This window comes from Streptomyces sp. LS-MS-L19, assembly GCF_058382285.1.
In genome coordinates this window covers 5,788,806-5,811,588 of sequence record NZ_JBYCLL010000001.1, presented here as the reverse complement: position 1 = coordinate 5,811,588, position 22,783 = coordinate 5,788,806, and the positions used below count along the sequence as shown (strand labels likewise).

Here is a 22,783-nt window from a genome sequence, read left to right as displayed (position 1 = left end):
TTTGGTGCCGGGAGGGGCCGTCAGGCGGCCAGGGCACATTGAGGGCACATTGGTTTTGCTGGGGGTGCTGATGTGCCCTGGGTGGCGGCCGGGCCGCCGTCGTCTTCCGCTTCCGCCTCGGCTCCCGGTTCCGTTTCCGTGAAGGCGTCGTCGATCGCCTTGCGCGTTCGTGTCTCGCTGGACGGCAGCAGGTGCGTGTACGTCCGCAGCGTGAAGCCCGGGTCCGAGTGCCCGAGGTACTCGGAGAGCGCCTTGATGCTCTCCCCTGCGTCCAGGAGCACGGAGGCGTAGGCGTGCCGGAGGGCGTGCATGCCGTCCTCGGGGGCCGCCTGGAGGTAGCGCGCGCCCCGCTCTCGGGGAGGGATCACGCCGGCGGCGGCCAGGGCGCGCTTCCAGTCGCCCATGTTGAAGACGCTGCGGTTGTACGCCCGCTCCTTCGCGTCGACGAAGAGGAGGCGGAAGGTCTTCGGCTCACCGTCCGGCTTGGCCCAGGGCAGGGTGACCTCGACCGGCGGGAACTCCTTCATGTGGGCCTTGAGGGCGGCGGCAAGCTGGGCCGGTAGGGGCACCGACCGGATCTTGTTGCCCTTGGGGAGGGCGAAGACGGGCTTCGTGCCGACGAGCCGCACCTGGCGGTTGACGTGGATCCAGCCGCCCTTGAAGTCGATGTCCTCGACTGCGAAGCCGAACACCTCGCCCTGACGCAAGCCGCACCCGAAGGCGAGCTTGCCGCCGGCCTGGAAGCACTTCGGGAGTCCGGCGATGACCGCGCGGACGCGCTCCAGCGGCCAAGGAATGAGCTTCTTCTTGGTCGCGGTCGGAAGCTTGACCGACTTCGCCTTGCAGGGGTTCTTCGGCAGCAGCCCGTCCTCCACGGCCGAGCCGAGGATGCTGGAAAGGATGTCGAAGATGCCCTCGATCGTGGACACCTCCAGGCCGCTGTCCTGGAGCGTGCGGATCCAACCCTGGATGATCGAGGGCTGGTTGAGGGACCGAAGCTCGCGTCGGCCGAGGTGCCCGACGATGTGGTTGCGAACGGTCGCCTCGTAGCGCAGCGCAGTCGTCGGGCCGACGGAGTTCGCGTCGAGCCACTTCTGCGCGTAGGCCCCGAGCGTCTGCTTCGTCTCGGCGGGGACGACGTAGGAACCGCGCCGGATCTCGACATCGACTTCGGCGGCGCGATTGTCGGCCGCGGCCTTCGTGTCGAAGTTCTCCTTGCGCTGTTGGCCGTCCAGGTCGCGGTAGCGGACCTGCCAGCGCTTGCCGATGCCGTGGTCGGCGGTGGGGACCATCCGCTTCGTACGGCTCTTGTGGTCGCCGCACTCGGTCTCGGCGGGCTTTGGGTGGGACTTGTGCCAGCGGTCGTACACGTCAGCCAAGGAGGCCCCCCTGGAGGTAGTCGAGGGACCCGCCGGAGTGGGACACGGGACCGTGAGTGACCCACAGCGGCAGCAAGGCCACCGGCGCGATGCCAAGTGCCGCGGCGATCGTGACGAGGTCGTCGATGTCGCAGCGGCGACGGGCGCGCTCGGTGCGGCTGAGGGCGGTGTTGGTCATCGGGCGCCCCATTGCGGTGCAGCGGGCGGCGAGCTGGTGCTGGGTCAGGCCGCGCGTGAGGCGTATGCACTCGATAGCGCGGGCGGAGTGGAGGCCGGCGGGGCCTATTTCGACAGGTCGGGATGCCATGACAGATAGCTGTAACTTGCAGCCGGGCGTTATGGCAAGAGTTAGTTCTTAAACTCTCCAAAAGTCGTTCCGGAGCGAAGTGGTGTTCATCTCATCGAATTCCGGTACATCGTGCGCCTTCCACTGGGAGGGCCGTGCTACTTTCCCTCCGCATCCCAGAGATGGGCGATTTGAGCGGGTACAGGGTGTGATGCCCGGCGGATTGGCCGAGTCGCTCACGACGACCAGGAGGCAGCTCTGAGCTGCCGAGGTACCGGATTCCGACCCCTCCGCCGGTCGCTTCTCCGCAGAAAAATCGGCTTCCGTGAGAGCGATTTCGGCAACCGGGGATCCGCCCTTACTGTTTTGGAATCATCGGGCACACAGAGAAGTGCTGGAGAGTTTTAGAACCAACTCTGGACTTTTCTCGCCACGGTGTGGCTGTGTTGTCCAGGCCCGATGACCAAGACCGAAAAGGAGCCCTGTGCCGAATACCTCTCCCCGTAACACCAACGTCCCTGCCACCGCCGAGGCTGCCAGGCGCGGCCCGCCGCATGGAGGACGCCGCCGATGCCCTGCTCGCCCACCGCGACGGCGGTGCCCCTGAGTGATCCCCAGCATCCACGACCGCGGCAGCGAGACCATCGGCCTGATCCGCTACCTCTACGGCCCCGGTACCAAAGAGGAGCACATCGACCCGCACCTGGTGGCCGCCTTCGACCCACTCACCCCCGACCCCGGCCGCCACCCGAAGGCCACCTACGAACAGCTCCAGCACCTGCTCGACCAGCCCGTCACCGCGCTACCCGCCAGCAAGCGCCCCGAGAAGCACGTATGGCACCTGTCCGTGCGGGCCGCGCCGGAGGACCCGATCCTGTCCGACGAGGACTGGGCGGCCATCGCCCGCCGCACGGTCGCCGCCACCGGCATCGCTCCCGACGGCGACGAAGCCGCCTGCCGGTGGGCCGCCGTCCGCCACGCCGACGACCACATCCACATCATCGCCACCCTCGTACGCGACGACGGCCGCCGACCCCGCCTGCACAACGAGGCCCGCCGCGCCCAGGCCGAATGCCGCCGCATCGAAGCCGACTACAACCTGCGCCGCATCCCGGCCGGGGACGGGACCGCCGCGAAGCGGCCGACCAGCGCCGAGCGTCACAAGGCCGAGCGTGAGGGGCGCGAGCAGTCGGCGCGCGAGAAGCTGCGGGAGACCGTACGGCGGGCGGTGGCGGGAGCCATGAGCGAGGAGGAGTTCTTCGACCGGATGGCCTCCGCCGGCCTGCTGATCCGTAAGCGCGTCGCGCCCTCCGGCGACCTGCTCGGCTACACGGTGGCCCTCCCCGACGACCGCAACGGCGACAAGGAGCCCGTGTTCTACGCGGGCTCCACCCTCTCCCCCGATCTCTCCCTGCCCCGCGTCCGCAAGCGCTTCTCCAGCGGCACGCCAGGGCAGGACACCGGCACACCTTCCGTCGAAGCTCCCAGCGGAGCTGCGACGGCACGGCGGCAGGCAGCCACGGCTACGTGGCAGGCGGTGCTGGTCATCGACCACGATGAGGACGCTCAGGTGGCCGCGCACATCGCGGCGGCCGGGGAGGTGTTGGACGCGCTCGCCAAGACCTCCGCCGCCCACACCCGCAAGCAACTGCGCGAGGCAGCCTTCGTGTTCGAGCGTGCGACCCGCTCCCACGTGCAGGCCGAACGCGGGCACGACCGCGCCCTGCGCCAGGCCGCCCGCGAGCTAGTCCGCAGCGGTCCCGCCCTCGGCCGCGGCGAAGACGGCGCCACCACCGCCATGGCCATCGACATGCTGTTCTTCCTCGTCACCGCCGCTGCTCACTGGCACGCCAAGAAGAACCACGGCCAGCAAGCGGCTGCCGCCCAAGAGGCCGCCGAGCATCTGCGCGCCGCCTACCGGGCCGCCGCCGACATCCCGTTGGGCGCGCTGTACCAACGGGGCCGACACCTGCCCCAACCGCTGCGCCAGAGACAGGCCGCCTACCTCCGCCAGGCAGTGCCGGAGCTGGCGGAACGGGCTCTGGCCGAGCCGGGCTGGTTTGCGCTGGCCGCCACGCTCGCCGATGTCGAGGCCACCGGTCACGACCCGGCCGGGCTCCTGGCCGAAGCGGCTGGACGGCGGGAGCTTACGACCGCGGACTCGGTCACCGACGTGCTGGTGTGGCGGCTGCGCCGCATGGCCAACCTGCCCGCTGACGCCACCGCGATGCCCGAACGCGCCACCACCGCGGTCCCGGGCAACGGTCGCACTGCCCGGCCTTCCACGGGCCGAGGCGATCAACCTCGCAGGGCGCGATGATTCCGCACACACGCCGAGTCCCTCTGCCAAGGCCAAGGCAGGGGGGCAAGCGTTCGGTGGGCGATCACCGGAACCACTGGGCACGAGCGCGCAGCCCGTTCCGAAGGTGAGCTTCTCGTTGGGCAGCCACTTGGTTCGCGAGCTCATCGGGACCAATCGCGCTCAGAGCCCAAAGACTGCTGACACGACGGGCCCACTGCCAGAGCAGGTCATCCACAGGCATGTGGAAGGGCAGGACGGGAATGCCGTGCGCATCGAAGGGATCGGCGTCGAGGTACCGCAGACCGCCGGTGCCGCACAGATAGCGGGTGCTGCCGGTGGCTGCGGCGAGATCCGCCAGGCGCTGGGAGCGACCTGGGCGGGTCGGGATCTCACTGCTGTCCCGCACGTCCCCTGACCATCCCAGGACCGTGAGCAGGGCAACCGTCGATGTTCTCGCGAGGTCGGCCACGCGGTCCGAGGTGTCGAGCGTGTCCAAGACCGCGTCGAGGACATCGGACACGGCTTTCCAATGAGGGCTTCGGCCGTAGTACTGGCGCACGAGCAGCTGGACCGTCCGGCGCGAGCGCTGGGGGTCAACGAGCCGTGCCTGACTGATCAACGTCGAGCGCCCCTGGGGGAGATGTGTGGGGAGCGTGAGCCACTGCTGGCGTACGGGCTCGTCCAGATCGGCGAGACGGGCGCGATGCTGGTAGTCGCGCCGGGCGAACTGGACGTCGTCCAGGACGATCCACCGGTCGGCGGCGTACAGCTTGGCCAGCGTGGACAACCTTGGGAAGAGGTTCGGCTGGTGGATCGCGCACATCCCGCCTTGTGGCAGGTCAGGTGCTGATGAGGCGGCTGTCGAAGCCGGCCCGCAGAAGGCGCTCGTAGGCGTCATGCACATCCCCCGGTACGTCCTGCTCGACGGCGAAGCCGAGCTTCGGGTACTCGATCACCCGTTGCAGGTCGCCGACGAGCATGTCGACGACGAGCTTCTCGTCGCCGATGGACTTGATGTAGTCGTCCAGCTCCAGTGGCTCGGAGGCGCAGACAACCTCGGCCTCGGGCCACAACTTGCGGCACGTCGCGTACGAGCGGCGCTCCATGTACGGCTTGGAGATCAGCAGCAGCGAGTCGACTGCGACGCCGGCCTCGGCCAGCAGCTCCCGCGAGAGCGTGATGTTCTGGCCGGTATTGGCGGCCTTCGGCTCGACCAGGATCGCCTCGTCCGGCACGCCCAGGCCCAGGGCGTGCTCGCGATAGTGCACAGCCTCGCCGCGCGGGAAGCGGGCTCGAGTGGTGGGGCTGTTGCCGCCGCTGAACACCACGACTGGGAACAGCCCGGCGCGGTAGAGGTCGGCGGCTGCGGTCGCCACGCCCAGGTCGTGGCTGCCCAGGCCGATCGCCGCCGAACAGGGCCGCAGCTCGTGGCCCATCTGGTGGTAGTTCCAGATCAGCGTCGCGTCGTGGAACTGCTCGTCGGTGATCTGGCGCTGCTGGTGCTGCGGCACTGGCACTCCCTGGCTCATCCTTGCTGGCCCTTTCGGATGTCCTCGATGCTGCGCAGCTGGTGGCTCAGCCCGAACTGCTGGGCCACCTGTGCAGCCTGGTCGAGGACGGACAGCCCATCATTGCGGGTCGCCGCATCCGACAGAAGGATGTGTCCGTAGGCGGTGTCCAACCGCACTCGCTGCATCGGGGAGTCGACCGTGCCGGTGGTGCGCGCGATATCGATGTAGTGCAGCGCCTGGTCCAGGTGGCCCGCGCCGCGGTGGGCCAGGGCCAGCTTCTGGTGCGCCACGGACCAGTCCTCCGGCTCGCCGAGTTCCTCGAACTCGCAGGTTGCCGCCGCCATGACCTCGGTGGCGTAGTCGTTGTCGCCCTCCTTGCTCAGCGCCGTCCCCACCCACAAGCGGGCCCGTGCCCGGTCCCGTCGGCTCAGGCGCTCGTCCCGCGCAAGCTGCTCGTACCGGCGGGCGGAGACCTCCAGCTGACCGGACATCTCCTGCACCACGGCGAGGGACAGTTCGATCTGGGCCACCCGGCGCGGGATGTCGAGCTCGGAGAACATGCCACGGGCGGTCAGATAGGACTGGCGGGCGGACAGAGGGCCGAGGATCGCCCCTTGGTCACGTTGCACATCGCCCAGTAGCACCAGAGAACGCCCGTACAAGTACAGGCCCTTGTCGTCGAGATCCCGCGGGTCATGGCGCCCCAGCCAGCGGTTGAGCAGCGTCGAGGCGAAGGGGAAGTTCTGGCGGCTCACGCAGACCACAGCCCGCTCGATGTCCTCCGTCCACGTCTCGTAATCCGCCGGCCGCGCGCTCTTCCGCTCCGGGAACAGCAGCGCTTCGAAGCGGGCGTGGGCGGCGGAATCGGCACGGGCCAACGCGGTGTCGAGGATGGCCTGGGTATCGGGCCGCGGCTGCGTCTCGGCGCCCAGGCTCTCCCACTTGGCCACTGTGCGCAGGGCTACGCCGAGGTGGTCGGCGAAGGTGCGGGTGCTCATGCGCAGCGCGGCACGCAGGGCGCTCGCCTCCCGACCGCTCCATTGCTGCACGTTGATCACGGCTGACCTCCCTCCGTCACGTATGGAAGCACTCTCCGTGACGATGTGGGGCGGGAAGTGCAACGGAAGTACAACAGCAGGTCATTTCGAGGCCGTTCGCGACAGTCGACGCTCTTAGTCATGGACGACGAACCCATCACCGAACGCCGCCCGGTCACCGGCCCGCTCGTCTTCGGCTACCTGCGCTACACCACCGGCGGCGCGAACCGACTCGCCGCGCTCACCGGCTGCCTCGCTGAGTACTGCCGTCGGCACGAGCTGACGTTGTGCGGTGTCTTCACCGACCGCGAGCCGGCCGTCGCCATCCGCTCCCCCGCATTCGTCGGGCTCCTCGACGCCCTCGACCTCCCCGACACCTACGGCACTGTGATCCCGGCGCTTGGCCACCTCGGCCCCAGGCCCATCGCGGCCGAGCGCAAGCGGCGGATAGCGGCAACAGGCGCCCGCCTGATCACGGTCCGTTCCACCAGGCCGACGGCAAGCGACGCGCCTTCCGTCCGCCTCCAGCACCAGGGAGGCATCTGATGTCCGTGCGCAGCGCGCTGCGCCGCGCCCCCATGCTCGGCGACATTCCCGGACTGCGCCTGCTGCGGGTCGGCGACGACTGGGATCTCGTACGAATGCCCGCGGAGACCGGATTCCTGGCCCTTGCCCATCTTCGCGCCCTTGGCGCCCCGATCGGGCCAGTGCTCTACGACGGTCCCAACGAACGCCTCTACTACGCCATCCAGACCGGCACAGCCGACACCGGCTGGGACGACCTGCCCGTACGACATCTCTCCAGCAACTCATGGCTCGTGGCACCCGGCCTGGAATCGATGGACGACTGGTTCGGCGGCTGGTGCGAGCTCCCCGACGACGACACCCTCACCGACCCCGACGACCTGCGCACCGCGCTCCAGTACTCGTACGTCACGGCCGTCTGCCACGAAGCACCATCCGACGCCCGCCTCTAGACCGCCTTCCGACCCGAGCCCAAGGGGACACCCGTGACGACCCACCCCGTCTCACCCAACACAGTCCTCGCCAACGCCCTCCTGCACGCGGAAGACGTCCTGACCCCACGCATCCTGGCCACCCCGCCCGCGCGGATCGTCCTGGTCGTCGGCACCCAGATCAACGGCGCCCCGCACATCGGCACCTCCCTCGTGCAGTCCCTGGCCTTCGCGATGGCCGCCCGCCTGTGCGACCGCTTCGGCATCCGCACCGAGGTCCTCTTCAGCGCCCTCGACAACGCCCCGTACCAGCAGGCCACGGACCCGGTCAGCGGCCACCGCTACCAACGCGCCTACGCCCAGGCCGCCGACGAACAGGCCCTGACCGACCTCATCGGCGCCCTCTACCAGCCCCTGTTCACCGCCCTCTCCCGACGCCTGGGCATCCCGTACCACGTCGAGACCTACACCCAGCAGCAAGCCGGCGAGCACTTCCGCCGCACCTGGCTGCGGCTCCTGCCCCGCCTCGACGCCGCCCGCTGGTGGCTCGCCCCCTCCACCGGCACCCCGCACCTCCGCATCCCCTGCCCCCAGCCCGGCTGCGGCTGGGCCGAGAAGCACGCCGAGCGGACGCGTGCACACCTCACCGACCGCGACACCGCCACCGTCGCCGCGGTCTGCCTCCACCACGGCCCCTACCAGGCCACCATCACGCCCACCGCCGGCGCCTACCTCGACCTGGCCACCTTGTACCGCAACCTCGTCAAGGAACTCGCCCTGACCGGCCCACGCGAGGGCGGCACCCTGCACGTCATGGTCAAGGGCGGCGACTGGGTCTTCGGCTCCCTCCTCATCGACGAGGCCCTCCAGGCCGTTGGCCTCACCCGCGCCCAGCTCCCCGCCCGGCTCTTCTGCCCCCAGGTCGTCACCGACACCGGCGCCAAACTCTCCAAGTCCCTGATCCGCGAGGGCCGCGCCACCTTGCCGACGGGCGCGGCGGACTGGATGCTCGACACCCGGAAATGGCCCGGCAGCATCACCGAGTACGCCGACCAGCTGCTGGCCATGACCGAGACGATGCTGTCCGACCCCCGCCACTTCTTCCGCTCGTACTCCGGAGCCGAGATCAGCCGCCTGATCACCGCACCAGCACCCAGGAGCGTTCCCGCCCCATGACCGACACCACCGCCCGCGTTCGCGAACTCAACCTCTACCGCCAGTACTTCGATCTAGTCGCCGCCGGCACCAAGACCGTCGAGGTGCGCGTGAAGTATTCGCACCTCGCCGACCTCGCCGCAGGCGAGACCATCCGCTTCCGCATCAAGGGCACCGACGAGACCTGCGAGGTCAAGGTCGTTCGGGTCACCGAGTACACCGACTTCGAGGCCCTGCTCCACGGTGAGGGACCGGCCAACGTCAATCCGACCGCCACTCACGACCAGCAACTCGCCAACATCCGCGCCATCTACCCACCCGAGAAGGAAGCCCTGGGCGCCCTCGCCATCGAGATCGCTCTGCCCTAGCCCTCGGTTCTTGGGCATCACGCCGAGGACGCGCGCCAGCTCCTCCGGTGACAGCGGCTGTCAACTACCCAGCGCGAGAAGGGCCGCCACGGCGGAGACCAGCGCGAGTACGGCGAACAGACCGGGATATCCGCCGAGCGGCCCGGCCAGCACGGCTCCCGCAAAGGGTGCCAGGGCGGAGGCGATGGTGGCCGGCGCAGCCAGGAGTCCGGAGAGGCGGCCGTAGTGGGTGGTGCCCCATCGATCGGTGACGGCGGTGGCTTGGAGGAGGGTGAGGTTACCCCGCACCATGCCGGCCCCGATCGCGATGCCCACGAGGAGGGGGACAGGGCCTGAGACAATCGCGAACGCGCCGGTCGTGGCCCCTCCGAGAGCGATCAGGGCGACGGTGCGGGTGATGACGCCGGTGCGGCGGGCAAGGCTCGCATAGAGAGTCCGACCGAGGGTCTGTCCCGCGCCGCCCAACCCGAGAACCCAGGCGGCGGTGGTAGGGCTGGCTCCGCGTGCCAGCAGCAGGGGAACGAGGGCGATGACGACGGCGTACATCGCGAAGCTGTTCAGTGTCAGCGCGGCGGCGAGCATCAGCAACGGTCGGCTGCGGGCCGCGGCGCCGGTGTTGGTGTCCCGTTGGGGCGTTGGCGCCGGCGCAGATGGCCACGGTCCTCGTAGCGCGAGAGCATGAGCGGGGATGGTCACGAGGGCCAGGATCGCCGCGAGGACGGCGTACGTCTCGCGCCAGCTCAGGTGCTCGGCGAGCGTGGCGGTCAGCGGCGCGAAGGCGGTGGAGGCCAGTCCGCCGGCCAGGGTGACGATCGTGAGGGCGCGGACCCGGTCCGTCCCCCACCAGCGGGTGAGGGCGGCGAAGGCGGGCTGGTAGAAGGTGGTGGCCATGGCCACCCCGGCCAGCAGCCAACCGGCGGTGAAGGCCACGAGGTTGGGTGAGTAGGCGATGGCCAGCATCGCGGCGACGCCCAGGGCGGAGCCGGTGGTCATCACGGCGCGTGGGCCTCGGCGGTCGAGGATGCGGCCGACGGGGATGCCGACGACGGCGGAGACCAGCAGGGCCCCCGAGAAGGCGGCGGTGGTGGCGGTCGTCGACCAGCCGGTGGCGGCGGTGATCTGTGGGTTGAGGACGGGGAAGGCGTAGTAGACGATTCCCCAGCTGGTGATCTGGGTGGCGCACAGTGCGGGCAGGGCGGCGCGGGGCCGCGACCGGTCCCCCGTGCCGGTCGCGGCCCCGCTGGTGCGGAGGTGGGTCATCGGCGGATCAGCAGCAGCCGCCCGCGGCTGTGGGTTCCTTGGTCTCGGCGGCGGTCGTGGTCGTGTCGGTGCAACAGGTGCTGCCCAGCTGCTTGGCGAGGGTGTCGGCGTCGGCCTTGACGACATACACCTCCCAGGGCTCCTGGCCGGGGCCGTGGACCCACACCTTGTCCTGGAGGGCGTAACAACAGGTCGTGTCGTTCTCCTCGGTGATAGCCAGGCCGGCCTCGCTCAGACGGGCGGTGGCGGCATGCACGGTCTCTGTCGATTCGACCTCGACGCCGAGGTGGTCCAGGCGGGTTGCCTCGTCCGCCGTGCCTTCGATCAGGACGAGCTTGAGCGGGGGCTCGGAGATGGCGAAGTTGGCGTAGCCGTCGCGGAGTTTGGCGGGCTCGGTGCCGAAGAGCTTGCTGTAGAAGGCGATGGAGGCGTTCAGGTCGGGGACACGGAGCGCGAGTTGTACGCGGGACATGGTGAACCTCCTTGTGTGGGTGCGGGGATCAGCAGCCGCCGGTCGTGCTTGCGGGGGCGCCGACGCCGATCTGGAGCGTGGCCGGGGCGGCGCAGCAACCGCCGCCGTCACTGGCCTGAGAGGCATCTGGGTCGTCGTACAGGCCGGCGCCGCCGCACACGCCGGTCTCGGGCAGGGTCAGTTCGACGCGTTCGGCGGCTTCCTGGTCGCCGGCGAGGGCGGCGGTGATGGAGCGGACCTGCTCGTAGCCGGTCATCGCGAGGAACGTTGGGGCGCGGCCGTAGGACTTCATGCCGACCAGGTAGACGCCCTGCTCCGGGTGGGAGAGCTCGCCCACGCCGTGCGGGTAGACGGTGCCGCAGGAGTGGACGTTCGGGTCGATGAGCGGGGCGAGCGCGGTCGGCGCCTGGAGGCGCTCGTCGAGGCCGAGCCGGACTTCAGAGAGGAAGGACAGGTCGGGGCGGAAGCCGGTCAGCACGATCACCTCGTCGACCGGGTCCAGGCGGCGGCCGTCCTCGGCGACCAGGACGAGCCGGTCGCCGTCGCGCTCCACAGCCTGTGTACGGAAGCCCGTGACCGCGCTGGCGTGGCCGTCCTCGACGGCGGCCTTGGCCCGCAGGCCCAGGGCGCCGCGAGCGGGAAGCTGGTCGGCCTCGCCGCCGCCGAAGGTGCTCGCCCCGATCCCGCGGCGAAGAACCCAGGCCGCGTGCGTGCCCGGCTCCTCCTTTGCCAGGTCGGCGAGGTAGGCGAGGGCGGTGAAGGCGGAGGCGCCGGAGCCGATGACGGCGGTGCGCTTGCCCGCGTAACGGGCGCGGACGGCCGGGTCCCTGAGATCGGGGACGCGGTAGGAGATGCGGTCCGCCCCAGTCTTCTCGCCCAGGGCGGGCAGGCCGTCGGCACCGATGGGGCTCGGGATGGACCAGGTGCCCGAGGCGTCGATGACGGCGCGGGCGGTGATCCGCTCCTCGCGGCCGTCGGCGAGCTCGATGTGCACGGTGAAGGGCTGCTCGTCGCGGTCGGCGTCGACGATCCGGTCGCGGCCGGCGCGGGCGACGCCGGTGACCGTGGCGCCGTAGCGGACCTTGTCGGCGAGGACGTCGGCGAGCGGCTGGAGGTACTGCTCGGCCCAGTCGCCGCCGGTGGGGTAGGTGGCGCCGTCGGGGCGGACCCAGCCGGTGGGGGCGAGGAGCTTCTCGGCGGCCGGGTCGGTGACCTCGGCCCACGGGGAGAAGAGGCGGACGTGCGCCCAGTCGCGCACCGCCGTGCCGGCGGACGGGCCGGCTTCCAGGACCAGCGGGTCGAGGTCGCGCTCGACCAGGTGTGCTGCGGCAGCCAGGCCGATGGGGCCGGCGCCGATGACTACGACGGGCAGCTGGTCGGTGGTGGGCGTGCTCACGAGATTCCCCTTTGTTTCGACGTTTGTCGATGTCATGCGCCGCCAGGATGACACCTGTATCGACAAGCGTCAACATAGACATTCATCGAATCCGCAGGGGTCCAGCTTCCTGATTCGACATGTGTCAACATAGATGCATGTCGAACACCAAGGTGCTGCCGCTGATCGAGCCCCAGTCCGACGCCGTGGCGCCGTGCTGCCCGCCGCTGACCGAGCGGCCGTTCTCCGCGGAGGAGGCCGAGACGGCCGCGCGGATGTTCAAGGCGCTCGGTGACCCGGTGCGGCTGCGGCTGTTCACATCGGTCGCCTCGCACGAGGGCGGCGAGGCGTGCGTGTGCGACATCTCCGACGTCGGCGTCTCCCAGCCGACCGTCTCCCACCACCTGAAGAAGCTCAAGGAGGCCGGCCTGCTCACCTCAGAGCGGCGCGGCACCTGGGTCTACTACCGCGTCGAGCCGTCCGTGCTGGCCGCGATGGGCAAGCTGCTGACGATCACGCCGACCGCAGCCTGAAGGCGACCGGCAGCCGAGGGAACCCACCGTCGGGGTCGGCCCGATGAGCCCATGGCCGGACTCATCGGGTGCCGCAGTCGCACCACCCGCTGAAGGCTCACGACCGCGTTAGGCGGCTTCGGCGGGCTGCGGATTCCAGAGCTGGGTGTACCGCTCCACCTCCTCGGGGCTCAGGCCGTTGTCGCCCTCAGTGCGCAGCAGGGTGGTGTCCCACGGTCGGCGGCCGTCGGTGCGCGGGGTGAGCAGCACACCGAGGGTGGAGCTCTGTTCGGCCAGGCCGGTCTGCTGGTGGAGCTGGTGGTGGCGTAGCAGTACGTACGACTGGAAGGCGGCTTCCACCTCGGGACCGAAGCGCGTGGCGCATCCGAAGATGAGCTGGCGGGTGCCGGACGGGTCGATGGAACGGCGCCAGCGCCACTTGCATTCGTCAGCGGGTACCTCACGCACGTCGGCCAGCATGTCCAGCAGCAGTTGTCCCCACTCAGCGCGCGCTCCGACCGGCAGCTTGTCCAGGTCGGAGAGGAGGAGCTGCCGGTTGGGCTCACTCATCTGCGATCGGATGGCGCTGGTGGCGACGTCCTCCATGATGATTCGCATAACCCGGTGAGCATGATCCGACCCCACTGGGGCCTGCGGGAGCAATGGGGTGGAGAAGTGGGTCCCACCGAGTCCGGCGACATCCGGGTTAAGGGGGCCGGGGGGTGCCTCGGCGTCGGCCGCGGCGAACTCGTAGTACCGCACGGGCTCTTCGCCCAAGGCTACGGGAGGCTCGACGGCAGCGCGGAAGAGGTAGTCCAGGACGGCGGTGGTAGAGCGCAGCTGGTCGAAGAGGAAGTCCCAGTCCCGCCGTGTCAGAGCGATCGTGGGGATGCCGATCGGCTCCAGCGAACAGATCGTGCCCTCGGGTACCTGCTCGTGGTCCAGCAGGAACACTCCGATCCACTCGTAGGCGTTGCCGTCGACGGTCAGCGTGCGCTCGCGGCTGTTGGTCATGTCGGCGGGCAGCATGCGCAACTGGCGCACGGTGCCCTTGGCCTGGCGTACGGCCTTGGCCGCCACCTTCTTGATCCAGGCCACCTCGCTGTCCGCTTCCTTGGGCTGGATCGTGCGCGCCTTGACCTGGATCACCGCGCCGCGTCCGCCGGCCAGCAGCAGCCGGTCGCCGAGTTCGCGCTGCCCGGAGCCCTTGCTGGCGTAGGCGGACTGGAAGACGAAGTCGGACAGCCCCCAGGTGGCGGCGGCGGTGTGGGCCGCCGCCTCGGCACCCGGGCCGTGCTCCACGTCGGACGGCAGGGGCAGCGCCGGACGTATGCGCCGCACGTACTGCCCGTTCGCGGTTTCGACGATGAGCGTGAACGCGTCGGGGGCGCCGTCCTGGATGAACCGCCACAACGCGGGAGAAGCCTGATCGGTCACGCCCCCTATTAGACGCACCGCCCGGCCACCAACGCCCGCCCTTTTCTGGCGGTAGGTGTCACTCGGCAGTCTCCCGCCCGAACTGGAAGATGAGGGCCACCAACGCCAGCCCGAGCACCGCGCCGACGAGCTGCATGCCGATGAACCCCGCCACCGACCCCGGCGCGATGCCGGCGAAGGTGTCGGTGAAGGCGCGGCCGATGGTCACCGCCGGGTTGGCGAAGCACGTCGACGAGGTGAACCAGTAGGCGGCGCCGATGTAGGAGGCGACGGCCACGGGGGCGAAACGGAGCCGGTCGGTGCGGGCCAGGCCGAAGATCAGCAGGATCAGCCCGGCCGTCGCGACGACCTCGCCGAGCAACAGGTGCCCGGCTGACCGCTCGTGCGTGGACCACTTGACCAGCGGCTCGCCGAACATCGCGTCGGCCAGGACGGCGCCCAGAATCGCGCCGACGATCTGTGCGGGGACGTAGGCGGCCGCTTCCCACACGGTGACGCCGGCGCCGCCTCGGCGAGCGGTCCACCACTCGGCGAGCGTGACGGCGGGGTTGAAGTGCGCGCCGGAGACCGGGCCGAGCAGAAGAATCAGGACGCCGAGGCCGAAGACTGTGGCCGTGGAGTTGGCCAGGAGCTGGAGGCCGACGTCCTTGGTTAGCTCGGTGGCCTGGATGCCGGAGCCGACCACGACCGCGACGAGTACCGCGGTGCCGACCAGTTCGGCGGCGGCCTTGGCGAGCAGCGGAGGGGCCTGGGGCGGGGTGGCGCCCGGGGCGGGCTGAGGCTCAGCGGCCGGGGCTATGGCGGACTGCCCGGTTCCTTCGTGCTCGGTGGCCTCGGTGGCGGTCAAGTGGACTCCTCGGTGCGGGGCGCCGGCAGGCGGGGTGATCAGGGGCAGGACCGCTTGACGTTGTTCTCGGCGGTGGCGCGCGCGGTCTCCGCGAGGTCGGCGAACTGGCCGGCGAGCGAGGCGATGACGTCGGGCTTGAGCCGGTAGTAGGTGAACCGGCCGCATGGCTCCGTCTCCACGACCCCCGCCTCGCGCAGCACCTTCAGATGGTTGGAGAGGTTGGTCTGCTTGGCCCCCGTCTCCTCGATCAGGTGCGTGGTGCAGAGCGTCTCCTCGGCCAGCAAGGTGACGATCTGGAGGCGGAGCGGGTCAGAGAGAACCCGCATCAGATCAGTGTCGACTGACGTCAGCATGGGCTGATACTTTCACATCACTCCAGGCTGATACCAGCTTGGGCTGATCTCACCGAACGCCAGCCTCCCTGCCGAGAGCTGGAAACCGACTCCCGCACAACCCTCTTGATCCACTCCCGAAGGAAGAGCCGATGTCCTCCAGCCCGCTCGCCTCCGTCCTGTTCGTCTGCGTCCACAATGCCGGGCGTTCGCAGATGGCCGCCGGATTCCTCAGCCACCTCGCGGGCGACCGGATCGAGGTCCGCTCCGCCGGCTCGATCCCGGGCGACCAGGTCAACCCCTCCGCGGTCGAGGCCATGAAGGAGGTCGGCGTCGACATCGCCGACCAGAAGCCCAAGGTCCTCACCACCGAGGCCGTCCAGGCATCCGACTACGTCATCACCATGGGCTGCGGCGACGCCTGCCCGATCTTCCCCGGCAAGAAGTACCTCGACTGGGCCCTGGAAGACCCGGCGGGCAAGGGCGTCGAGGCCGTCCGCCCCATCCGGGACGAGATCAAGACGCGCATCGAGGCCCTGATCGCCGAGATCGACGCCAAGCAGGAGGCGTGACCCCCGTGACCGACTGAACCGACAGACCCGATAGCGACGGCATACGCGACGTCATCGTCATCGGCTCCGACCCCGCCGGATACACCGCCGCCCTCTACACCGCCCGCGCCGAGCTCAAGCCTCTCGTGTTCGGCGGCGCGATCTTCGTCGGCGGTGCGCTGACCACGACCACCGAGGTCGAGAACTTCCCCGGCTTCCCCGAGGGCGTCGACGGCCCGGTTCTGATGGAGAACATGCGGGCCCAGGTGATGCGCTTCGGTGCCGAGATGGTCGACGACGACATCGTCGAGGTCGACCTGATCGGCGACATCAAGACCGTCACGGACACGTCGGGCACCGTGCACCGCGCGAAGACGGTGATCGTGGCGACCGGCTCCGGCTACCGCAAGCTCGGCCTGCCGCGCGAGGACGAGCTGTCCGGCCGCGGTGTGTCCTGGTGCGCCACCTGCGACGGCTTCTTCTTCCGCGACCGCGACATCGTGGTCGTCGGGGGCGGCGACACCGCCATGGAGGAAGCCACCTTCCTCACCCGCTTCGCCCGCTCCGTCACCGTCGTCCACCGCCGCTCCACCCTGCGCGCTTCCCAGGTCATGCAGAACCGCGCCTTCGCCGACGACAAGATCTCCTTCGCCTTCGACAGCGAGATCGCGGAGATCAAGGAAGCGGGCGGCAAGCTCGCCGGAGTCGTCCTGCGCGACGTCTTCACCGGCACGACCCGCGACCTCGACGTGACCGGCCTGTTCATCGCCATCGGCCACAACCCGCGCACCGAACTATTTACGGGCCAGCTGGAGTTGGACAGCACCGGCTACCTGAAGGTGCATTCGCCGTCGACCCATACCAACATCCCCGGCGTCTTCGGCGCCGGCGACGTCGTCGACCACACCTACCGCCAGGCCATCACCGCTGCGGCCAGCGGCTGCGCGGCCGCGCTTGACGCCGAGCGGTACCTCGCCGCCCTCGCGGACGGCGAAGACCTGGCCGTGCGCGAAGAGTCGCTCGCTGGCTGATCACCCACGAGTTCGTTCACGTCACCGCCGACGCCATCTCCGTCGGCTGCGGGGATGCGTGCCGGGTCTTGCCCGGGCCCTGGTACTCCGACTTGCCCCTGCCGGACCTCAGGGAGCTCTGCCCCCGTGGCCACTCAAAACAACCTGCACCTAAGGAAGTTGACATTGCACACAAGTATGTAAATGCCACACACTTGGGCGACCTTCGCGCCTAATCTCAATCCGTGACAACCGCTCCAGATGAAGATCAGTACCTCAGGCAGATCCTGACACTGCTGGAAGGTGCCAAGTCGTACGAGGCCCTCACCCAATCCAACTCCAAGGGCTGGGAAGTCCAACCGGGCAGCGCCCTCGCAGGCGACGACGCCAAAACCGACCCCTACCAGGTGTCGCACAACGTCTGGAATGCCCTCAGCGTCTCCGTCGACCACCTGCACTGCTACCGTTCCTCGCTCGTCGGCGAGCAGCAGGGGACCGACCTCCCGCTCACCCTGCACACGCACGCGCAGTACTCGCTTCTGCGGGGAGCGTTCGAGAACAGTGCCCGAGCAGTCTGGTTGCTCGCGCCGGCCAACCGGCTCGTTCGCGTACAGCGCCGCCTTTCCCTCCAAGCCGGCGAGTACCGCCACTCCGACCACATGCTGGAGCTGCTGAAGCAGCAGCCACGGCGACCGTCAGAGGAGCGGAAGCAACAGCTGACCGACCTGGTAGTGGCCGCGGGCACGGATCCCGGTGACGCCAAGAAGGCCCTGCGGTCCCCGGACTACAAGGACATCGTCCGCGAAGCCGGCGTGCAGTCGGCAATGGGAGCCGATCAGGCCGAGATCGTATGGAGCAGCTGCAGTTCTCTGGCGCACGGCGATGTCTACGGCACCCTGAGCATCCTGGAGCGCAACGTCATCGACACCCAGGGCCGCGTGAACCTCGCGCAGATCACGAGCTCCCCCCAGGTCCTGTGGTGGGCGACGGACCGGGCGGTCGCGATGATGCAGCGCGGCTTCGACCTCTTCAAGGAGAGGGCCACCTGTCACCGTTGAACCGGTGTTTCCGCATCCCACCACCCCCTCGCCGGACGCCCAATCCACACAGACGAAAGCCAAAGGTATGGACAGCACGACAGCCATTCGCGTAGGGCTACGGCACCGCCGTACGAGCCTGACGGACAAGACCAGGCTCAAGGACTCGGCGTCCAGGAGGAAGACATTCGCCGCCGCGCTCCAGCAGTTCGAGGAGCAGATGAGCGCGGCGAAGGTCGTCTCCGCAGCCACTCGTCCCATCAACCTCTACTACGGCCTCGTACAAGCGGGGCTCGCGATGACTGCCGCGCATGCACCAGGCACGTGGACGTTCAACAAACACGGTCTGAAGATTCTCGACATGGAGCCGAGCATCCCCAACGTAAGTGTCAGACCCGACGGGGAAGGCGCCTTCCAGGCGGTGTCCGACGCCACGGGTTCCGAGCGAACATCAGATGCGATCAGCCTCGGGGCTCTGTGGAACTCGATTCCCGAGCTCACCGAGGTGCCCCTTGAAGGGGCTGCCAACACCCCCGCGGTCGACTTCATCGCCGACCGGTACCCGTCTGTCCAGAACAACCTCGACAGGTGGTCGGGCAACCCCGCTCCCTCCATCGAGTACTTGCGAGCGTCCGCCTGCGTGAACGAGGAAATGCCCACTCCGAGGGACAGGAAAGCTTGGCTGGCGGCCTTCGTCCCGAAGTACCCGGGCCTCCAAGGCGCCGAGATATGGGGCAGCGAGGAGGAGGCTTTCAGGAAGATCCGCTCGCGGCGGTTCTCCATCGAGCTCTGCTGGCCAGCTCCCAAGCAGGCCATGGAGGAGGCAGAGATCGACGCCTTTTTCGATGCGAGAGCTCCCGCCTACCGCTTCATAGCCGACCGCTCCCTTCGGCCGTCCTTCGAGCCCACCAAGGCGCCCCCGACGCCCCTCATGTCCTGGTGGCTGCTCCTGTACAGCTTCTCGATGCTGTCCCGCTATCAGCCCCGTAAGTGGTCCGAGGCCCTAGACGTCGACAAGTCCAGCAGCGCAGCGGCTCTTGAGTACGCCATGGACATCGCCCTTGAGGTCATCCCCCATCTCGTGCTTGAAGGACTGGACCAACAGCCGATTCTGCTCTCCAAGCCGATGGCCTTCTGAGGTCGTCAGGGCACATCCAGGGCACATGAGCCTGGGAAACGGCGTTGACCCGCGAGAACTTCGGAGATGAGTTTCCCCAGGTCAACGCACATTTCATCGAGAAACCCCAGGTCAACACCCTGCCCCTCCCATTCGCATGAGTGGCAGGACTTCAGCCATCGGCTATATGAGGCGGGGCATCAGCCCTATTGCCTTGTGTGGCCCTGACCTGGGGTTTCGGTGGTTTCGGGCGGGGTCTTCGGGCCTCGCCCTTTTGGTGCCGAGGAGGGGCCGTCAGGCGGCCAGGGCACATTGGTTTCGCTGGGGGCGCTGATGCGCCCTGGGCGGCGGGCGGGCCCCCGTTGTCTACCGCCTCGGCTTCCGTCTCCGTTTCCGTGAAAGGCATCGTCGATTGCCTTGCGAGTGCGCGTCTCGCTGGCTCCGCCCGCCTGCTCTGCGGGGTGTGCGGCATCGCAGGTGCCTTCTCCGTCCTCGACGACCTAACCACGTTCCTGCGCTACCTGCTCGCGCCGGTCAAGTCCGGCGAGGCTCCCGGATTCGGCTCAGGCTGGATCAAGGAATCCCTGCGGATCCACACAGGCGAACTCAGCCCGCTCCGTGGCCTGTTCTGGCACCCAGTCCCAGGCACCGCACCAGCCACCCACGACATCTGGGTCCACTTCGGCTTCACCGGCACAGGTGTCTGGATCTCCCCTGGCAAAGACCGGTGGGCAGTCCTACTCACCAACAAACTGTTCTACACCCGGGACCGCGAACCCCTCACCGGAATCCGCAACGCATTCCGATCGCTGGCTTTCACCTGACCACGGTTGCCACGACTCGGAACTCGGAAAGGGTTGCCCATAGGGTATCTGTGCATCAGGAGACTCTCACCGCCGGATAGCCTGCCTTTTTCACAAAGGTGTCGAGGTATCCACCCTTACTGGCCGCGCCCATCAGCCCGCTGTACACGCTCTCGGGCACACCCGCGTACTGATAGATCGCTCCGCTATGGAACTGTACTTCGAGCGTCCCAGAGCCCGACTCATAGCCGACAGAAGCCAGATTCGAGGAAACGACAGATATACGTCGCATGGGAGCTCACCCTCATGTTCGATGCCTGTAATCATGGAGAAAGGCGCGCCTAGGTGCGCGCCTCTCACTCAAGCACCCTAAGACACACCGACAAGCACTCTGCGCATACGAACGGTTAGAGGCAATAACAGTCAACTTCTGTCAGAATCAGTCACCTTGGCTGGAGTCGGCCTACGGACGAACTCCGCGGAAAGAGCCGGCGTCACAGACACCGGATGCCTCCGAAGCCAACACCCATCACCACTCGTCAGCCAGGCCAAACAGGGCGCCACCTCCAACTCGGTCCAGCCACTGAGCTTCACCAGATCCGCCAGCGACACCGGTGCGCGCCCCTCTTCGAGCAGTCGGGCGTGAACCGCATGCCTGAAGGACGAGCCAACGGGATCGGACCAGAGCCCACACGAGAGGCCACGGGAGTCCTAGGATGGTGTTCCCGAGACGCTTGGTGCTGCCGTGCATGTTGCTGGCGTCTGCCGACGCTGTCAGCTCAGTTGACAGGACAAGGTGCGGAGCGATCGACCAGCGGTGTATCTCAAGAACTTTTCGGCAAACGGTTTTCGGTCACTCCAGGATGTCTCCAACATCCCGGTAAGCAAGCCGACCATCCTGGCTGGACACAACGACGACGGCAAGAGCGCGCTGCTGGACGCTCTCGGCCTCCTTGTCGGCACCTACAACATGGTTGACGATGACCGCAGCTACGTTCGCAGCACAGACTCCGAAGGCAAGGAATCCTTCGCACGCTGTGCCGAAACTGTGGTCGTGGGCGAGTTCACTCTAGACGACTGGGAGCAACAGGAGTTCGACCTGCCTTCGCAGGTGCGCCTGAGACGCAGGGTTGACGCCAACCTGAAGTCGTCCTTGGAAGTCTGGAGCTCCCTCCCGAACGACGACCGTTTGACGGACCTTACCCAGTACTTGCTACCCGAACTGAAACAACTCGCAGCTGAGTTCGAGGTCAAGCCCAACAACGCCAAGCCCAAGAAGGCCGATTTCGAGAAGTGCCTGCGGGACTATGGCCGTAAACACTCGGAAAATCAGGGCTGGTTGTCGACGCCGTCTGGTCTAGAGCGACGCATGCCCAGGGTGCTGATTTTCGACGGGAAGGCAGCCCGCCCCGATGATGCTGTGAAGACAGCGCTCAGTGGAAAATTCCAGGCACACATGGCGGATGCCGCTCTGCAGGGAAAGTTGCAGGCAGTTGAGGATGAGGTCAAGGAGCGCTTGCGCATCGACGCCAAGTCGCTTTGTGATCACATCAAAGAGCGCTGTCCGGATCTCACAGAGGTGTTCGTCGAGCCCGACGTGTCGTTCCAGCGTGGGTTCAACGGGGCCCCTCTGCGCATCAGCCGGGTCAAGGGCGCGTCGGTTGGCTTGGACCGTTCGGGTCTGGGCAGCAACCGACGAGTGTCACTCGCCGTGTGGGAATGGACCAGTGAGCTCCTGGCGGATGAAGAAACCGATGCAGGCGGCCCGGAGGCACGCGGGAAGCAGGACAACAACGAGGTCGAGCCGCCGGCAGTGCAAACGATCGTCGTGTACGACGAACCGGATACACACCTCGATTACCACCACCAGCGCAAGGTGATGGGGCTGATCCGCAAACAAGCCGCCATTCCGCACGTTAGCGTCATGGTCGCCACCCACTCCATGAATCTGATCGACGGCGTCGACATTTCCGACGTTGTCCACCTCAAGTTGGAGAACCTCGGCACTGTTGCCGAGCGTATCGGTGCGGATGAGCTCGGCGAGGCCATCGATCTACACCTCGGCAAGATCGCATCAGCGCTGGGGCTCCGCAACTCGGTCCTGCTACACGAGCGTTGCTTCCTGGCGGTAGAAGGCGATACCGAGCAACGCGCCTTCCCTCTCCTCTTCCGGCTGTGCGAAGGGCTCTCCCTACAGGCAGCTGGCGTCGCCCTTTGGGCTTGTTTCAACAATGAGGGAGCCTTGCACCTCGCTCGATACCTGATCAAGCGCGGGCGCACTTTCCTGCTTGTTGTTGACGCTGACAGCCGATCGCTCCCCAAGAGCATCTTCAAGGAGCAGAAACTTCGCGAACACTTCGGTCCGAACGTTGCCGACTACGTGAAGTTCATCGGCGAGACCACTGATGCCGGAACCGACGATGTGCCTGAACTCGAAGCATTGTTCAGCGACGATCTCTGGGCAACTGTCGCGAACGAGGTATGGCCCAGGAACGATGGGCTTTGGGCGCCGGAAGACTTCGCCAAGCTACGAACCGAGAAGAAGTTCAGCGCAGCCGTGGAAGAGATGCTGCAGACAGGAAGTGACACGGGCCCAGGAGGGAAACCGGACATGATGTACGGGTTCTCCCTGACCTTGAAGGATGCCCAGCAGGTTCCAGAACAGCTTCGAGAGGTGTTCGCACAGGTCAGGAAGCTAGCCGAGTAGTTGGGCCTGCCGAGCCTGTCCCTAAGGGCCCGGCAGTACGACGACGTCGAGCAAGCATCCGCTCCTTGCGTTGCCCCAATGTTGGCGCCTCCCACTTATGCCACCCAACCGGCAGCTTCCAGCGTTGCATGTGCTCACGCTCATCCACTCCACACCAGCGGCATCCGCTGGGGGAAGGAAAGAGCAGGTCAGAGCCATCGCCTGGTATGGACATCGTCCCTCCCTCGCTTACCCCCCATTCTTCCCCCACCCACTGACATCAGCCCTCGTTCGACGGCCAAATCGGGCGCCCCGCACTCCCGGCCTCTGCATACTGCCTGCCCTGGTCA

23 protein-coding genes and 1 pseudogene are annotated in these 22,783 nt (G+C 67.8%); 12 read left to right on the top strand and 12 right to left on the bottom strand.

The features are described from left to right. Positions 1-20: 20 nt before the first annotated feature. On the bottom strand, positions 21-1,370 hold the full coding sequence (locus AC2XR2_RS25970; protein ID WP_491518500.1) for a tyrosine-type recombinase/integrase: 1,350 nt from the start codon (positions 1,368-1,370) through the stop codon (positions 21-23). A 1-nt stretch (position 1,371) separates the two neighbouring features. After that, the gene (locus AC2XR2_RS25965) at positions 1,372-1,557 is read right to left on the bottom strand and encodes a transcriptional regulator (RefSeq protein WP_491516442.1); all 186 of its coding nucleotides are present in this window, start codon (positions 1,555-1,557) and stop codon (positions 1,372-1,374) included. Between the two features lie 715 nt (positions 1,558-2,272). Here AC2XR2_RS25965 and AC2XR2_RS25960 point away from each other — a divergent pair. Then, on the top strand, positions 2,273-3,985 hold the full coding sequence (locus AC2XR2_RS25960) for a relaxase/mobilization nuclease domain-containing protein (RefSeq protein ID WP_491516441.1): 1,713 nt from the start codon (positions 2,273-2,275) through the stop codon (positions 3,983-3,985). A gap of 64 nt (positions 3,986-4,049) precedes the next feature. Here AC2XR2_RS25960 and AC2XR2_RS25955 read toward each other — a convergent pair whose 3' ends face one another. From AC2XR2_RS25955 to AC2XR2_RS25945, 3 genes are read right to left on the bottom strand one after another with little or no spacing between them, the layout of a single operon-like run. Continuing rightward, positions 4,050-4,790 carry a WbqC family protein gene (locus AC2XR2_RS25955; RefSeq protein WP_491516440.1) on the bottom strand — a complete coding sequence of 247 codons (741 nt, stop codon included), beginning with the start codon at positions 4,788-4,790 and terminating at the stop codon, positions 4,050-4,052. A gap of 16 nt (positions 4,791-4,806) precedes the next feature. Then, positions 4,807-5,496 carry a YdcF family protein gene (locus tag AC2XR2_RS25950; protein ID WP_491516439.1) on the bottom strand — a complete coding sequence of 230 codons (690 nt, stop codon included), beginning with the start codon at positions 5,494-5,496 and terminating at the stop codon, positions 4,807-4,809. Beyond that, positions 5,493-6,536, bottom strand: a complete 1,044-nt coding sequence (locus tag AC2XR2_RS25945; RefSeq protein ID WP_491516438.1) for a helix-turn-helix domain-containing protein — start codon at positions 6,534-6,536, stop codon at positions 5,493-5,495. Before AC2XR2_RS25945 ends, AC2XR2_RS25950 begins: the two co-directional genes overlap by 4 nt. 120 nt (positions 6,537-6,656) lie before the next feature. On the opposite strand from AC2XR2_RS25945, the gene AC2XR2_RS25940 reads away from it, so the two are divergent. The 4 genes from AC2XR2_RS25940 to AC2XR2_RS25925 are packed head-to-tail and all read left to right on the top strand — an operon-like array spanning position 6,657 to position 8,994. Continuing rightward, entirely contained in the window at positions 6,657-7,061 is a 405-nt protein-coding gene (locus AC2XR2_RS25940; protein WP_491516437.1) for a hypothetical protein, read from the top strand. Further along, a complete protein-coding gene (locus tag AC2XR2_RS25935) occupies positions 7,061-7,492 on the top strand; it encodes a hypothetical protein (protein WP_491516436.1) in 432 nt (143 codons plus the stop codon). Before AC2XR2_RS25940 ends, AC2XR2_RS25935 begins: the two co-directional genes overlap by 1 nt. A 33-nt stretch (positions 7,493-7,525) precedes the next feature. Next, the gene (locus AC2XR2_RS25930; RefSeq protein WP_491516435.1) at positions 7,526-8,647 is read left to right on the top strand and encodes a hypothetical protein; all 1,122 of its coding nucleotides are present in this window, start codon (positions 7,526-7,528) and stop codon (positions 8,645-8,647) included. Next, on the top strand, positions 8,644-8,994 hold the full coding sequence (locus AC2XR2_RS25925) for an ASCH domain-containing protein (protein ID WP_491516434.1): 351 nt from the start codon (positions 8,644-8,646) through the stop codon (positions 8,992-8,994). Before AC2XR2_RS25930 ends, AC2XR2_RS25925 begins: the two co-directional genes overlap by 4 nt. A gap of 60 nt (positions 8,995-9,054) precedes the next feature. Here the strand turns inward: AC2XR2_RS25925 and AC2XR2_RS25920 are convergent, their stop codons facing one another. Genes AC2XR2_RS25920 through AC2XR2_RS25910 form a run of 3 tightly spaced genes read right to left on the bottom strand, consistent with a single transcriptional unit; the run spans position 9,055 to position 12,122 of the window. Continuing rightward, entirely contained in the window at positions 9,055-10,254 is a 1,200-nt protein-coding gene (locus AC2XR2_RS25920; protein WP_491516433.1) for an MFS transporter, read from the bottom strand. Positions 10,255-10,261: 7 nt separating this feature from the next. Further along, positions 10,262-10,726 carry an ArsI/CadI family heavy metal resistance metalloenzyme gene (locus AC2XR2_RS25915; RefSeq protein ID WP_491516432.1) on the bottom strand — a complete coding sequence of 155 codons (465 nt, stop codon included), beginning with the start codon at positions 10,724-10,726 and terminating at the stop codon, positions 10,262-10,264. Positions 10,727-10,754: 28 nt separating this feature from the next. Continuing rightward, on the bottom strand, positions 10,755-12,122 hold the full coding sequence (locus tag AC2XR2_RS25910; RefSeq protein WP_491516431.1) for an FAD-dependent oxidoreductase: 1,368 nt from the start codon (positions 12,120-12,122) through the stop codon (positions 10,755-10,757). 137 nt (positions 12,123-12,259) lie between these two features. On the opposite strand from AC2XR2_RS25910, the gene AC2XR2_RS25905 reads away from it, so the two are divergent. Next, a complete protein-coding gene (locus AC2XR2_RS25905) occupies positions 12,260-12,634 on the top strand; it encodes an ArsR/SmtB family transcription factor (RefSeq protein ID WP_491516430.1) in 375 nt (124 codons plus the stop codon). 108 nt (positions 12,635-12,742) lie between these two features. Here the strand turns inward: AC2XR2_RS25905 and AC2XR2_RS25900 are convergent, their stop codons facing one another. Genes AC2XR2_RS25900 through AC2XR2_RS25890 form a run of 3 tightly spaced genes read right to left on the bottom strand, consistent with a single transcriptional unit; the run spans position 12,743 to position 15,250 of the window. Beyond that, positions 12,743-14,050: a hypothetical protein gene (locus AC2XR2_RS25900; RefSeq protein WP_491516429.1), complete on the bottom strand. Its 1,308-nt coding sequence runs from the start codon at positions 14,048-14,050 to the stop codon at positions 12,743-12,745. 58 nt (positions 14,051-14,108) lie between these two features. Beyond that, complete coding sequence (locus AC2XR2_RS25895) at positions 14,109-14,897, bottom strand: aquaporin (protein ID WP_491516428.1); 789 nt, start codon at positions 14,895-14,897, stop codon at positions 14,109-14,111. 38 nt (positions 14,898-14,935) lie between these two features. Then, entirely contained in the window at positions 14,936-15,250 is a 315-nt protein-coding gene (locus AC2XR2_RS25890; protein WP_491516427.1) for an ArsR/SmtB family transcription factor, read from the bottom strand. Positions 15,251-15,381: 131 nt separating this feature from the next. Between AC2XR2_RS25890 and AC2XR2_RS25885 the strand changes: the two genes are divergently transcribed. The 5 genes and pseudogenes from AC2XR2_RS25885 to AC2XR2_RS25865 all read left to right on the top strand — a co-directional run. Next, entirely contained in the window at positions 15,382-15,801 is a 420-nt protein-coding gene (locus AC2XR2_RS25885) for an arsenate reductase ArsC (RefSeq protein WP_491516426.1), read from the top strand. Positions 15,802-15,842: 41 nt separating this feature from the next. Continuing rightward, on the top strand, positions 15,843-16,811 hold the full coding sequence (trxB, locus tag AC2XR2_RS25880; protein WP_491518499.1) for a thioredoxin-disulfide reductase: 969 nt from the start codon (positions 15,843-15,845) through the stop codon (positions 16,809-16,811). Between the two features lie 224 nt (positions 16,812-17,035). Next, positions 17,036-17,848 (top strand): hypothetical protein, encoded by an 813-nt coding sequence (locus tag AC2XR2_RS25875; RefSeq protein ID WP_079306796.1) that lies wholly within the window; start codon positions 17,036-17,038, stop codon positions 17,846-17,848. A 67-nt stretch (positions 17,849-17,915) separates the two neighbouring features. Beyond that, complete coding sequence (locus AC2XR2_RS25870; protein ID WP_491516425.1) at positions 17,916-18,965, top strand: YaaC family protein; 1,050 nt, start codon at positions 17,916-17,918, stop codon at positions 18,963-18,965. 419 nt (positions 18,966-19,384) lie between these two features. Further along, positions 19,385-19,768 (top strand): annotated as a pseudogene (locus AC2XR2_RS25865) (serine hydrolase domain-containing protein); the annotation flags it as partial. Positions 19,769-19,823: 55 nt separating this feature from the next. Here the strand turns inward: AC2XR2_RS25865 and AC2XR2_RS25860 are convergent. Next, positions 19,824-20,039, bottom strand: a complete 216-nt coding sequence (locus tag AC2XR2_RS25860; protein WP_491516424.1) for a KTSC domain-containing protein — start codon at positions 20,037-20,039, stop codon at positions 19,824-19,826. Between the two features lie 525 nt (positions 20,040-20,564). Between AC2XR2_RS25860 and AC2XR2_RS25855 the strand changes: the two genes are divergently transcribed. Then, positions 20,565-22,454: an ATP-dependent nuclease gene (locus AC2XR2_RS25855; protein ID WP_491516423.1), complete on the top strand. Its 1,890-nt coding sequence runs from the start codon at positions 20,565-20,567 to the stop codon at positions 22,452-22,454. The last annotated feature ends 329 nt before the right edge of the window (positions 22,455-22,783 follow it).